The following is a 14215-nucleotide window of genomic DNA, read 5'->3' as shown; positions in this document are numbered from 1 at the left end:
CAGATTCATCGGCATACAACGAGTATTTGCGGTTCTTTTTATTTATCTACAGGATTGGCAACAATGCACTGCGAAGATACCTATCAGGAAACACTGTATTCAGGCTATGGACAGAATTTTTCGATTGACCGGCTGCTGTTTGAAGATCACACCGAACACCAGCATCTGATCATCTTTGAGAACCGGTTCTTTGGCCGCATCATGGCCCTGGACGGCGTGATTCAAACCACCGAAAAAGACGAGTTTATCTACCATGAAATGCTGACCCATGTGCCCATCCTGGCCCACGGCAAGGTAAAGCGTGTACTGATTATTGGCGGTGGTGATGGCGGTATGCTCAGGGAAGTACTCCGGCATCAATCCGTTGAACAGGTCACCATGGTGGAAATTGACCGGGCTGTGGTCGATCTCTGCCGCCAGTGGCTGCCGAATCATTGTGCCGGGGCCTATGATGACCCGAGGGTTAACCTGGTGATTGAGGATGGCGTCCGGTTCGTCAACAATCACGGAATCGCTGACCATAGCTTCGATGTGATTATCTCTGACTGCACCGACCCTATCGGTCCCGGGGAAGTCTTGTTCTCCTCTGAATTTTATCGGGGATGCAAACGACTTCTGACTGATAAAGGCATTTTCGTTGCCCAAAACGGGGTACCGTTTATGCAATTGAATGAGGTAACAACCACCGCTCATCGTCTGGCCAGCTATGTATCGGACCTGCATTTTTACAGTGCCGCCGTTCCCACCTACGCCTGTGGCATTATGACCTTTGCCTGGGGCACCGATGACCTCAAAGCCCGTCATACCCCCCTGGTCGAACTCGAAGCAAGGTTTGCCCTCAGCGGTATTACCACGCGCTACTATACTCCATCGGTCCATCAGGCAGCTTTCGCCCTGCCCCGTTACATTGAAACAGCTATATCAGAAGCAATGGCGTAAAAACAGTAAGACAGCCTCCCGGGGGTTAAGGCAGGTAATGGCGAAAAAAACAGAGTTAACAAATACAACACCAGCCGGGAGCAGCGATGAGACTGAAGCGTTAACCGCCAGAGATCCGCAATATTCTGGCAATAAGGATCGCGAAGGGTGGAACCTTGATAAGGCACGCTCCACCTATAACATCCGTTTCTGGAGCCAGAATCATTTTGATTTGAACGATCAGGGTCATGTCACGGTCAATATCAAAGGCACGCCACCGGTTAAACTGAGTACCATTGCCAGTCAGCTGAACCGTCAGGGCGTATCCCTGCCGGTACTGGTGCGTTTTCCGCAGATTATCCATCAGCGTCTGGATAATCTGTGCCACGCCTTTAATCGGGCCATCCGTGATTACGGTTACAACCATCGATACCTGGCCGTTTACCCGGTCAAGGTCAACCAGCAGCGGACGGTGGTGGAAGATATTTTGAACAGTCAGTCCTCCAGCAAACATCCACAACTGGGCCTGGAGTCTGGTAGCAAACCGGAACTGCTGGCGGTTCTGGCCCTGGCCAAACGGGCCAGCTCAGTGATTATCTGTAATGGCTACAAAGACCGGGAGTATATTCGCCTGGCCCTGATCGGGGAAAAGCTGGGTCATCAGGTTTTTATTGTTCTGGAAAAGCTCACCGAACTGGACATGGTGCTCAGTGAAGCGGCCAGTCTGGGTGTTCGGCCCCGTCTGGGCCTTCGGGTACGTCTGGCTTTTCAGGGCAAAGGCAAGTGGCAGGCCAGTGGTGGGGAGAAATCCAAGTTCGGTCTTTGCGCCAGCCAGGTGCTCCATGCGGTGGAACGGTTAAAACAGGCTCAGCAACAGGAGTCTCTGCAGCTCCTGCACTTCCACCTGGGTTCCCAGATCGCCAATATCCAGGATGTGCGCAAGGGCGTCAGTGAATGTGGTCGCCTCTATGCCCAGTTGCACCGTATGGGCTTGCCGATCCGGTTTGTTGATGTGGGCGGCGGCCTGGCGGTGGACTACGAAGGTACTCGCAGTCAGAGTTCCTGCTCCATGAACTACAGCCTGCAGGAGTACGCCAACAATATCGTCTTCACCCTGGGCGATATCTGCCAGCAGTACGACCTGCCGGTTCCGGGTATTATTTCCGAGTCGGGCCGACATCTGGTAGCACACCACGCGGTGCTGATTACCGATATCCTGGGGGTGGAAAGCTATGAACCGGAAGTACTGACACCACCCACCGGGGATGCGCCCCTTCTGCTGCATAATATGTGGAGTTCCTGGCAAGACCTGAGTCATAGCCGGGGTGAACGCGCCCTGACAGAGATTTATCACGACAGCCAGGCTGACCTGGCAGAAGTCCATGCCCAGTTTGCCATGGGACTGTTGGGGCTTGAGCACCGGGCCTGGGCAGAAAACACCAGCCTGCGTCTCTGCCACGAACTGAAAGCAAGGCTCTCCCCCGACAACCGGGCCCATCGCCCGCTGATTGATGAACTCAGTGACAAACTGGCGGACAAGTTCTATGTGAACTTCTCCCTGTTTCAATCCCTGCCCGATGCCTGGGGTATTGATCAGATCTTTCCGGTCATGCCCCTGTCCGGCCTGAATCGCCCACCAAGCCGCCGGGCGGTGATGCTGGATATCACCTGTGACTCCGATGGCGTCATTAATCAATATGTTGACGGCCAGGGCATAGAAACCACCCTGCCAGTGCCTCAATGGCAGCCGGAAGAACCGTTCCTGATCGGTATTTTCATGGTGGGTGCCTACCAGGAAATTCTTGGGAATATGCACAACCTGTTCGGGGATACCGATGTGGCCTCGGTCCACATCAATGGGCAGGGAGAAGTGGAAGTCACCGGGTACCAGGCGGGCGACACCGTGGAAAAGGTGATGCGTTATGTCAACCTGCAGCCGGAAAGCTTTCTCCGCACCTACCGACAGCTGGTCAGGGAAAGCCTGCCACCAGGACAACAGCGTGCCATACTGGCGGAACTGGAATCAGGGCTCCGGGGCTACACCTATCTGGAGTTTATCGGAGGGAGCCTGCCGTGATGTTTTTTGAAGGCTCAGAAAAAAAAATAGAGATCGTCACCAGCCCGGAATGGATTTCCCTGAGGGCCCTGGGCAGAAGCTTCTGGGCACAGATGGTGGCCAGAGCCCGGGCAGACATCCTGACCATACTCAGCAACGAACACTGTGACGCTTATCTATTGTCGGAGTCCAGCTTGTTTGTCTGGCATGACCGGTTTCTGATGCTTACCTGTGGCACCACTACTTTGGTGGATGCTGCCCTCTACTTTTTTGAACAGACCCCTCTGGAGCATATCCGCTGCGCCCGATTCCAGCGCAAAAATGAGTACCAGCCCCATCTTCAGAAGACGTCCTTTATGGACGACGTTGACCGACTGAGCCAGCGTGTGCCCGGCTGTGCCTTTCGTCTGGGCTATCCGGATGGCCATCATAACTATGTATTCCATCTGGACAAGCCCTATGGACCAGCGCCTGATGACACCACCAGCGAACTGCTGATGTACCATATCCGGGGGGAAAATGCTGACAGCCTGCGCTGTGAGCACCAGACGATTAAAGACATCCGTCGCTTGCTTAAACTGAACCGGCTGTTTCCGGACTTTGCCCTGAGCGACTGGCTGTTTACCCCCTGTGGTTACTCCCTGAATGCGATTCGGGGCAACCGCTATGCCACCATCCATCTCACACCCCATAAAAACAGCTCATACGTCAGTTTTGCCACCAACCTTGATCTGGCCAACTCACCGATTGTCACCATACTGCTGAAACAGCTGAATCCGGGCTGCTGGGATCTGATCGGTTTTAATGCCCGACGACCAGAAGAGTTGCTGGCGGAAAATACGCCATACCAATGTCTTGCAACCGGTGAAATTCAATTAAGCTGTGGCTATTGTATGAGCTTCAATCACTTCCAGCACCCGGATCACAGGAAAGTGGCGGCAGAAAAATTATCATCAGAGAAGCGACCGGCAGTAAATGCATGGTAAGTACTATTTGTACAAGTGTACTTTTCTATTTATCGCTCAATGCTTTTATGAAAGAATTATTTATAGCCGTATAAACTATAAATTGATGCCGTTACCTGTCCGTTACCAACTATCGCTTTAGCGGACAAGACGTTCCCTCATAACCAATAAACCAGTGTCGTGCATTTTTAAGGCACTACAGCGGTTCGGCTGTTAAATCAGACAATTTTTATGCAAATGCAGCCACCGCCATTTCGGGACAAAAACCTCTTGAAACCCAAACTCCCGGCTGCCCGAAAATATGAGCCTGAAAAATGACAACGTCAACTCATCTGGTAACAACAGAGAACCGGGGCGAGCGCTTGTTCCTGATTCTGACCCTGGGGGCGCTAACAGCACTTGGGCCGCTGGCCATTGACCTTTACCTGCCCGCCATGCCCGCCATCGCAAAAAGCATGGGGGAGCCATTAAGCCGGATACAGTACACACTGAGTGCCTATACCATTGGCTTTGCCATAAGCCAGCTGGTTTGTGGACCGTTATCGGACCGGTTCGGCCGGAGAACGGTCATGTTCCCGGGCATCATCTTCTATATCCTGACCAATATCCTTGCCGCCCTGTGTACCAGCGCCACCCAGCTGATTATTGTCCGGGTACTGCAGGCGATGGGCGGAGCGGCCATTATGGTGACGATTCCGGCCATGATCCGGGATCTGTTCCCCAGAGAACAGGTAGCCAAAGCACTGTCCTCGATTCTCATGGTCATGACCGTGGCACCCTTGGCTGCGCCACTGCTGGGCGGGCAGATTCTCAAGTTCTTTGGCTGGCAGAGCCTGTTTATCTTTCTGGCGATAACCGCCTGCCTGTCATTAATTCTGGCCTTTTTCCGGGTTAAGGAGACATTGCCGGCTGAAGACCGGCTTATGGTGTCGCCAGTACAGCTGGCACTGAACTACGCCAACATCCTGAAAAACCGGGAAGCCATTGGCTGTATTCTCTGCCATGCCTTTTTCTTTGGTGGCATGTTTGCGTTTATTTCCGGCTCTCCCTTCGTCTACATTGAGCTGTTTGGCATCCCCGCTGAACAGTATGGGCTGCTCTTTGCCATTAATATCCTGGCCATGGGGATCACCAATATGGTGAATATCCGCCTGGTTGAGCAGTTCAAACTGTTTACGATTCTGCGCTCAGGCAGCCTGATCGCAGCGGTCTCTGCACTTTTGCTCCTGCTTAACACGGTTACCGGCTTTGGCAGCCTGCCCGGACTGATGATCCCAATTGCCTGCTATATCGCCTGTATTGGCTTAACGGGTCCTAACTCCAACGCCCTGGCCCTGTCCCACTTTCCAAAATCAGCCGGAACAGCAAACGCCCTGGCAGGCGCAGTGCGCTTTACCATGGGGGGAGTAGCCTCTGCTTTGGTCGGTTACTTGCATGATGGAACAGCCATTCCCATGGCAGCGGTGATGGCTGGTTGCGGAATACTCTCTATTGCTTCACTGTTGCTGGTAAAGAAAGAAGGAGAAATAGAAGCGCCTGTAACGGTAGGTTAAGGCTGACCGAGAATTGCCCCTGAACTTTCTCTGGTTCAGGGACACTGAAATAGCCCACTCACTCACATTTACGGTGTGGTTTGTGCAAAAATATTTCTACATTTCTGCACAGCTTTAGCTGCTTTTGACATACTGCGTTGCAGCTCTTCATCTGCCCGGATCAGTTCAGCAATGATACTTTTGTTAATGCGGGATAACAGCGAATCAAAAGCATCCAGATGCTCCTTCATTATTGCTCTCTCAATATCTGAAACCGGATCTGGTACGCGAATTGACCTGTCTGGTAGAACAAAGGATTTCAGGTTATCTTTAATGTTATCAAGATCCGCCATCAGTTTAAGAGTGTGATTCTGTTGCACCTCAGACACATCCTTCAGCTGTTTATACTCCCTTTCTAACAACGCAATCTTTTCAGATTTATCAATACGCTGGTGACCATTAATAATCAATTGGTCTACGCGTAAAAGTTGTGCCAATTCCAGAAAGAGCTTGTCATCAAATGGTTCTTTAGTTTTTAGAATATCCAATTGCTTCCTGGGATTAAAAAGATCGGGACAGTTTGTTAAGCAATGGATAAATATGTGATTAAGAACTATACCAACTTCTCCTTGCCCGCTGTGCAATTCAAGCTTACACGTCTCCAGATCATCTAAACCCGGTCTAACCGGTGTCGGCGCGCCCCTGTAAACCGGGCTTGTCGTATAATCGGCAGGAGTATGCGCCTTGTGGGTGGCCAACTGACTGACCGGTTCTGACTGATCTGTGCTACACAGTTCGACTGCGCCTGTATCATCAGGATCATCTGACAATGACTGCAGGCTTGCCCCTGATGGATCCACGTTATTGTGACTATTGCCAAACAGCAGGGATAATCCGGACACCGCGAAAATCGCGCCACATACCGCAGCCACAACATAGAAGCCAGTGGACAGGGCAGCCACAGCGGCTACTCCCGAGACAAAACAGGTCACTGCTTTAAGTACTTTAATAGCGCGACCAAGCCAGCGGCCAGAACCAGTAGATGCCGGATCATCTTGAGCAGCTCCCAAGCTATTTGGGGGGGCTATCGGGGCGTCAGAGATCATAAATTATATTCCTTTATTACTTTAGAATGCCCTTATTAGAGTGTGCAGCTGTTAAAAAGTTTTATTTATGAAAAAAAATAATTGCTGCTGCAACAAGCCCCGGCTGGAGGAATGCCTGGGAGGCTGTCCGAGAATTGGTCCCTGAACTTTCTCTGGTTCAGGGACGCTGAAATAGCCCACTCACGACCATTTACGGTGTGGTTTGTGAAGAATATTTCTACATTTCTGGACAGCTTCAGCTGCTTTTGACATCCTGCGTTTCAGTTTTTCATCAGCCCGAATCAGTTCAGCAATGGCACTTTTGTCAATGCGGGATAATAGCGAATCAAAAGCATCCACATGCTCCTTCATTGTTGCTATATCAATATCTGAAACCGAATCAGATTCGCTAATTAACCTGTCTGGTAGAACAAAGGCATGCAGGTTCTGATTAATGTTCCCGAAATCCACCTTTAGTTTACAAATACTATTCCGTTGCAACTCAGGCACTTCCTCCAGCTGTTTATACGCCCTTTCTAACAACGCAATCTTTTCAGATTTATCAATATGGTGACCATTAATAATCGATTGCTCTACGCGTAAAATTTTTGCCAATTCCAGAAAGAGCTTGTCATCAAATGGTTCTTTAACTTTTAGAATATCCAATTGTTCCCTGGGATGAGTCAGATCGCGACAGTCTGTTAAGCAATGGTGAAATATGTGACTAAGAACTGTATTAACTTCTGCTTGCCCGAGGCGCAATTTAATCTTACACATCTCCAGGTCAGCTAAACCCGGTTTATAGCGATTACCGGGGATTTCATTGCCCCTCTCTGACCTCGTTGTATTAACCGGATCCGAAGGGTTCCGGTAAAACATCTCCTCTCTGAAATGACCAGAGACACTTTCGTAAGTAGAGTTACGTGTTATCGGGCAAGTACCAATATAGCCGAGAACTTCTTCTTTATCACCATCATCTTCTTTATCACCATCATCTGTCGGTGATTGGGAATCGGACTCTGAAGCATCCTCAGCTTGATTAATGTTGTCAAACAGCGAGGTTGCTGGCACAACGAAAATTGCCCCCAATAACGTTGCCACAAGATAAACGCCTGTAGCCAGAATCACGACAGGCAAAGCGACTACTCCCGAAACAAAAAGGCCCACTGCCTTAAGTACTTTGATCGCTCGCCCCTTCCAAGAGCCAGAATCAGAAGATACCGGATCATTTTGAGCAGCTCCCAAGCTGTTTGGGGGGGTTGTAGGGTTTCCGGAGATCATAAATTATATTCCTTTATTGCATTAGAATTTCCTAGTTAGAGTGTGCAGCTGTTAAAAAGTTTCATTTATGAAAAAAAATAATTGTTTGCCTGAACCGCCCCGGTTGGAGGAATAGGAATGCCAAGGGATTGACCTCATTGGTGTATTTTTCGGTATAGAACGGCCTTCCCCATGAGAACCGTGATTTTTGTTTAAACAGGCTATTTCAGAGTCCCTGAAATAGCCCACTTCATTAATCTTTACGATCAGTCCCGTTTAAAATATTTCGACATTTATTAATCACTGCCTCCAATTCTGATAACCGTCTCTGCAAAAAACCATCGGAGTCAATAAAGCAACCAGGCGGCGAGCACTTTCTAATGTCGGCCAACAGTGTATCCAGGGCATCCAGATGACGATTCATTTGTGCCACTTCATTTTCTGGGACCGGATCGGGTATGGAAGTAATCCTGCGTACCGTGGAATAGCGCTCCAGGTCTTTTTCAAGGTTTTCCAGATTGACCATGTGAGTATTAGCATGCTGCAACTGCGCTTGTAATCCTTCCTCCTGCTGTTCAACCAGTTTCTCCAGCAACTCAATCTTGACAGCCTTATCCGTTTGCTGGTGACTATCAATAACCGATTTTTCTACTTTTAAATTTTTTGCCAGAAGCAGAAATAAATTTTCATCAAATGGTTCACTAGCCCTGAGATCACCTATTGGCTGCCTGTAAACAGACCCACCGAGTCCTGTCAAGCTATTCATCCTCATGTACTCAAGAATAAAACGGACATTACTGATCACATCTTTCAGTACACTGTCACACCTTAACAGCTCAATTATGGGCAGTAGGCCCACGCCATTATTGGTGCTGACATTAACCGTCGGCGGATTCACTGGCTGCAACGGTGCCGACGAGCCCCTGTAAACCGGGCTTGTCAAAGGATCGGCAGGAATATGCGTATTGTGGGTGGCCACCTGACTGACCGGTTCTGACTGGTCAGTGCTACAAAGTTCAACCTGACTGACCGGTTCTGACTGATCAGTGCTACACAGTTCGACCGCGCCTGAATCATCAGGATCATCTGACGGTGACTGTGGGCTTGCCCCTGATGGTTCCACGTTATTATGACTTTTGCCAAACAGCAGGGATAACCCGGACACAGCGAAAATCGCCCCGCATACCGCAGCCACAACATAAAAACCAGTAGCCAGGGCAGCTACAGCGGCAACTCCCGAGACAAAACAAGTCACCCCTTTAAGTACCTTAATAGTGCGACCAAGCCAGCTGCCAGAACCAGAAGGTGCAGGATCATCTTGAGCAGCGCCCAAGCCACTTTGGACAGGTATCGGGTTACCAGAGATCATGAGTCATATCCTTTTATTCTAATAATAATGCTGACTTAGATTATGCGAATGTTAAAAAGTTTCATTTATGAAAAGAAAGAATAATTCTTTACCGGAACCCTGGTTGGCAGGATGCTCACGGGGTTGATCACATTTCTGATATTTTTCGGTATGTTACAACCATCCCCATGGCAGCGTTGTCGAAACCCACTTCACCCTGATACCACTCATTTAAGAGCCTTGAGCTCTTTACATTGATCAATTGGCTCCAGTGAATTCATGGGATCTCTTGATACCCCAATTGATTCTTAAACGAGTGGTTGTAAACTCCCCCCCCCCCCTGATTTACTGATTTGTTCCGTTCAAAATATCTTTACATTTCTGAACAGCTTCAGCCGCTTTTGACATTCTGTCTTGCAGTAAGTCATCGGTTTGTATCAATAGACCAAGAGCACTTTTGTCAGTGCTGGTAAAGAAAGAAGGAGAAATGGAAGCGACTGTAACGGGTAGGTTAAGGCTGACCTAGAATTGGTCCCTGAACTTTATCTGGTTCAGGGACGCTGAAATAGCCCACTCACCCACATTTACGGTGTGGTTTGTGCAAAAATATTTCTATATTTCTGAACAGCTTTTGCTGCTTTTGACATCCCGCGTTGCAGTTTTTCATCCGCCAGAATCAGTTCAGCAATGACACTTTTGTTAATGCGGGATAACAGCGAATCAAAAGCATCCACATGCTCCTTCATTGTTGCTATAACAATGTCTGAAACCGGATCAGGTTCGCCAATTAACCTGTCTGGTAGAACATAGGCTTTCAGGTTCTGTTTAATGTTCTGGAGATCCGCCTTTAGTTTAACAGCATGATTCTTTTGCACATTATGCTTGTCCTCCAGCTGTTTATACTCCCTTTCTAACAACGCAATCTTTTCAGATTCATCAATACTCTGGTGACCATTAATAATCGATTGGTTTACGCGTAAAAGTTGAGCCAATTCCAGAAAGAGCCTGTCATCAAATGGTTCTTTAGTTTTTAGAATATCCAATTGTTCCCTGGGATGAGTCAGATCGTGACAGTCTGTTAAGAAATGGAGCATTATTTGATTAAGAACTATACCAACTTCTCCTTGCCCATAGCTCAATTCAATCTTACACATCTCCAAGCCAGCTAAATCAGGTCTAAAGCCATTACCGGGGCTTTCACCGGGGCTTACTGCAGGGCTTTCATTGCCCCTCTCTGACCTCGTTGTATTAACCGGATCCGAAGGGCTCTGGTAAAACATCTGCTCCCTAAAATGACCAGAGATGCTTTCGAAATTAGAGTTACGTGTTATCGGACAAGTACCTATATAGCCGAGAGCTTCTTCTTTATCACAATCATCTGTCGATGATTGTGAATCGGACTCTGAAGCATCCTCAGCTTGATTAATGTTGTCAAACAGCTAGGTTGCTGGCACAACGAAAATTGCCCCCAATAACGTTGCCACAAGATAAACGCCTGTAGCCAGAATCACGACAGGCAAAGCGACTACTCCCGAAACAAAAAGACCCACTGCCTTAAGTACTTTGATCGCTCGCCCCTTCCAAGAGCCAGAATCAGAAGTTACCGGATCATTTTGAGCAGCTCCCAAGCTATTTGGGGGGGTTGCAGGGCTTCCAGAGATCATAAATTATATTCCTTTATTGCATTAGAATTTCCTAATTAGAGTGTACAGCTGTTAAAAAGTTTCATTTATGAAAAAAAATAATTGTTTGCCTGAACCGCCCCGGTTGGATGAATGCCAAGGGATTGACCTCATTATTGGTGTATTTTTCGGTGTAGCACAGCCTTCCCCATGAAAGCCGTGATTTTTGTTCAAACAGGCTATTTCCGGGTTCCTGAAATGGCCACTTCAATAATATTTACGATCAGTCCCATTTAAAATATTTCGACATTTTTTAATCGCTGCATCCGCTTCTGACAACCGTTCATGCAATGAGTCATCAGCGTCGATAAGGTCAGCAAGCGAGCGCTTTCTAATGTTGGCCAGCACTGTATCCAGGGCATCCACATGACGCTTCATATGTGACACGTTACTTTCTGGTACCGGATCAGGTATTGAACTAATTTCGAGCAACGGGGAGTGGCGTTGCAGGTCTTCTTTAAGGTTTTCCAGATTGACCATTTGAGTTTTAACATGCCGCAGCTGCACTTGGGGCACATCCTTCTGCTGTTCAACCAGTTTCTCCAGCAAATCAATCTTGACAGCCTTATCCAGTTGCTGGTGATCATTAATAACCGATTTATCTACCTTTAAACGTTTTGCCAGAAGCAGAAATAAATCTTCATCAAATGGTTCACTGCTTCTAAGAGTACCTATGTGCTTCCTGTAAAATGACGGGCTGTCGACTGATAAGCTGTACAGCCTCATGGCATCAAGAGCCACATAGACATTTCTTATCCCATCGTCCAGTGAACTGTGACACCTCAGCAGTTCAGCCTTGGGCAGGAGGCCCCTGCCATTATTGGTGCTGACATTAACCGTCGGCGGACTCATTGTCTTAACCGGTGTCGGCGCGCCCCTGTATACCGTGCTTGTCGTATAATCGGCAGGAGTATGCGTATTGTGGGTGGCCAAATGACTGACCGGTTCTGACTGGTCAGTGCTACACAGTTCCACTGCGCCTGTATCATCAGGATCATCTGAAGGTGACTGTGGACTTGCCCCTGATGGCTCAATGTTATTATGACTATTGCCAAACAGCAGGGATAATCCGGACACAGCGAAAACCGCTCCACATAACGCAGCCGCAACATAAAAGCCTGCTGCCAGAGCAGCGATGGCGGCAACTCCCGAGACAAAACAGGTCACCCCTTTAAGCGCCTTTATAGCGCGGCCAAGCCATATGCCAGAACCAGTAGATGCCGGATCATCTTGAGCAGTGCCCAAGCCATTTTGAGCCGGTATTGGGTTACCGGAGATCATAAGATATATTCCTTAATTCTATTAATAATGCTCCATTAGATTGAGTGAATGTTAAAAAGTTTCATTTATGAATAAAGAATAATTCCTAAACGACTGGTTTTAAACTTCACCCCTTATTTACAGATTGGTTCTGTTGAAAATATATTTACATGTCTGAACAGCTTCAGCCGCGTTTGACAGCTTTTCTTGCAGTGAGACATCGTCTTTTACCAATAGACCAAGAGCACTTTCGTCAATGTCGGATAACAGCGTATCCAAAGCATCCATATAACCCTTCATTTGCGCTGCCTCATGCTCTGGAACAGGATCAGGTAAACAACAAAACCTGTCTTCCGGAGCATCGCGTTCAAAGTTCTGTTTAATCGATTCTAAATGAGCCTGTTGAGAAAGTGCCTTCTCCAACTGCACTTTTGGCACATCCTTGAGCTGGCGATACAAACCTTTCAACACATCAATCTTTACAGATTTATCAAGTTGCTGATGACCTGTAATAACCGATGGGTCTGCGCGTAAAAGCCCTGCCAATTCCAGAAAGAGCTCGTCATCAAACGGTTCTTTAGTTTCAAGAAAATCCAATTGTTTCCCGAGAGAAGGTGGGCAGTGAGGCATTGAGCTACGTAGCAACATTATCTGAAGAGCATTAGAAACCACACTAAACCCTTTTTGCAATGACAGCTGACACTCCACCAGTTTATGCACAGGGAGTCGCATGCCACTATCGGGGCTTGCCTGAACAGTCGCCGATCTCGTTTTAGTAACTGGAGCCGAGGGTCGGTATGCCGTGCCCGGAGAATGATAGGAAGAAGCATCATGGGGAGAAGGGTTGTGAGTCACAGTGCGGCCGAGCCAACTGCCAGAATCAGAAGGTGCCGAATCAAGAGCCGCTCCCAGATCATTTTTCTGGGCATGTATTGGATTTCCAGAAATCATTAATGATACTTCCGTTAGTGCATTTATAGGTTTTTTTGGAGTGTGTGGCCGTTAAAAAGTTTCATTTATAGCTCAAATTACGCACCATGCTGAAAATCAGCCATTATTGGTGGCATGAAAAACGGTCTCATAGAACTCTTCAAGCCAGTCATGGTGGTTGTTGACCCGTTCTGACCCGGTCGCAGATAAATCAAAATCCGGCGACAATAAATCCGATTCCCAAATGTCAATGTCAATTCCGTTCAGCCCAAAAGGGTCTTCTTTTCTGCATTCCAAGGCTGAATGCCAGGCGTTTTGTGTCTGTTTATCCACATCATAATGGTTGATCTTTTGGAGAACACTCATTAACTGCGGAAGTATCATCTCTTTCCGATAGGGTTCCAATAGTTCAAGTTCTCTATTCCCCAATATCGGAAAACGATCCAGCTCTTCCATTGCCGCTTCAAAGGTAAATTTCGGCCCTTGAAGGCTCCTGGTGGAATCCTGATCCCAAGGGAGTGTCGTGCTTGCAGGAGGTTGTTGCAGAGCGATGGCTGTTACTACGGGTGTTTTTGTTGCCTCAATCTGTACCAGCTTTTCAGCCACTGCATTTTTAACGAGCTCAGGAACAACACCCTCATTATCATTTCGGATAACCGGGCTGAGCGCCTTACATAAACTGGTGGTTAGCTGGCCGTTGCGGGCATAGTGTTCCAGAGATGCCCAAACCACTGACTTTAATGGTTTGTTGTATTTGATGATATCGATAATCTCAGAAGGTGACAGCAGAAATGCTACTTTTTCAGGCTCGGCTTTCCTGGTCTCTTTGGTTCTTGCTTTCATTTGGGCCCGTTTAGCCTCAAGCCTGATCGCATAGGGTGCCCGCTTGTCCCGAGGCTTTTCATACCATTGTTCTGTGAATTCGGTTGCCTTGAAAAATGCGATCAACTGTTCAAGGGTCCAGTTATTTATAACAAAACCGGTGTCAGTAACGGTAAACTCTGGTTTTGGAAGTACAACCGGTTCACCATCGGGTGGCATGACAGTAAGCCTTTGATTCCTGAATTGATACTCTGTTTGTTTAAGCTCGAACAGTATGGCCGTGATAAAGTGCCACAGGCGTTCCCGGCCCAACATGACGTGATCACCATCAACAACCACGCCTCTTTCATCATCAGT

Annotated in this window: 11 protein-coding genes; 4 read left to right on the top strand and 7 right to left on the bottom strand. The window is 48.0% G+C overall.

What is annotated here, in order from left to right:
• Positions 1-63: 63 nt before the first annotated feature.
• The 4 genes from speE to J7438_RS13215 all read left to right on the top strand — a co-directional run bounded on the left by speE (position 64) and on the right by J7438_RS13215 (position 5492).
• Positions 64-939, top strand: coding sequence for a polyamine aminopropyltransferase (gene speE, locus J7438_RS13230; RefSeq protein ID WP_209276912.1), 876 nt, complete (start codon positions 64-66; stop codon positions 937-939).
• Positions 908-2995: a biosynthetic arginine decarboxylase gene (gene speA / locus J7438_RS13225; protein ID WP_286196568.1), complete on the top strand. Its 2088-nt coding sequence runs from the start codon at positions 908-910 to the stop codon at positions 2993-2995. The genes speE and speA overlap by 32 nt, the downstream gene beginning before the upstream one ends.
• Positions 2995-3960 carry an adenosylmethionine decarboxylase gene (locus J7438_RS13220; RefSeq protein ID WP_209276972.1) on the top strand — a complete coding sequence of 322 codons (966 nt, stop codon included), beginning with the start codon at positions 2995-2997 and terminating at the stop codon, positions 3958-3960. Before speA ends, J7438_RS13220 begins: the two co-directional genes overlap by 1 nt.
• 293 nt (positions 3961-4253) lie before the next feature.
• Entirely contained in the window at positions 4254-5492 is a 1239-nt protein-coding gene (locus J7438_RS13215) for a Bcr/CflA family multidrug efflux MFS transporter (protein ID WP_209276911.1), read from the top strand.
• Positions 5493-5560: 68 nt separating this feature from the next.
• On the opposite strand, the gene J7438_RS13210 is transcribed toward J7438_RS13215, so the two are convergent.
• The 7 genes from J7438_RS13210 to J7438_RS13180 all read right to left on the bottom strand — a co-directional run.
• Complete coding sequence (locus tag J7438_RS13210; RefSeq protein ID WP_209276910.1) at positions 5561-6577, bottom strand: hypothetical protein; 1017 nt, start codon at positions 6575-6577, stop codon at positions 5561-5563.
• Between the two features lie 180 nt (positions 6578-6757).
• Positions 6758-7837 carry a hypothetical protein gene (locus tag J7438_RS13205; protein WP_209276909.1) on the bottom strand — a complete coding sequence of 360 codons (1080 nt, stop codon included), beginning with the start codon at positions 7835-7837 and terminating at the stop codon, positions 6758-6760.
• 232 nt (positions 7838-8069) lie between these two features.
• Positions 8070-9185 carry a hypothetical protein gene (locus J7438_RS13200; protein WP_209276908.1) on the bottom strand — a complete coding sequence of 372 codons (1116 nt, stop codon included), beginning with the start codon at positions 9183-9185 and terminating at the stop codon, positions 8070-8072.
• A gap of 563 nt (positions 9186-9748) precedes the next feature.
• The gene (locus tag J7438_RS13195) at positions 9749-10444 is read right to left on the bottom strand and encodes a hypothetical protein (RefSeq protein WP_209276907.1); all 696 of its coding nucleotides are present in this window, start codon (positions 10442-10444) and stop codon (positions 9749-9751) included.
• Between the two features lie 609 nt (positions 10445-11053).
• The gene (locus tag J7438_RS13190; protein WP_209276906.1) at positions 11054-12127 is read right to left on the bottom strand and encodes a hypothetical protein; all 1074 of its coding nucleotides are present in this window, start codon (positions 12125-12127) and stop codon (positions 11054-11056) included.
• Between the two features lie 117 nt (positions 12128-12244).
• Positions 12245-13057, bottom strand: a complete 813-nt coding sequence (locus J7438_RS13185; protein WP_209276905.1) for a hypothetical protein — start codon at positions 13055-13057, stop codon at positions 12245-12247.
• Positions 13058-13153: 96 nt separating this feature from the next.
• Positions 13154-14215, bottom strand: a 1062-nt coding sequence (locus J7438_RS13180; RefSeq protein WP_209276904.1) for a hypothetical protein, incomplete at its 5' end; no start/stop codon positions are given.

Origin of the sequence: Thalassotalea sp. G20_0, assembly GCF_017744175.1 — a bacterium.
In the GTDB taxonomy this organism is placed as follows: Bacteria; Pseudomonadota; Gammaproteobacteria; order Pseudomonadales; family Endozoicomonadaceae; genus Endozoicomonas.
The sequence above is the reverse complement of the archived record's forward strand: the minus strand, read 5'-3'. Positions and strand labels throughout refer to the sequence as shown.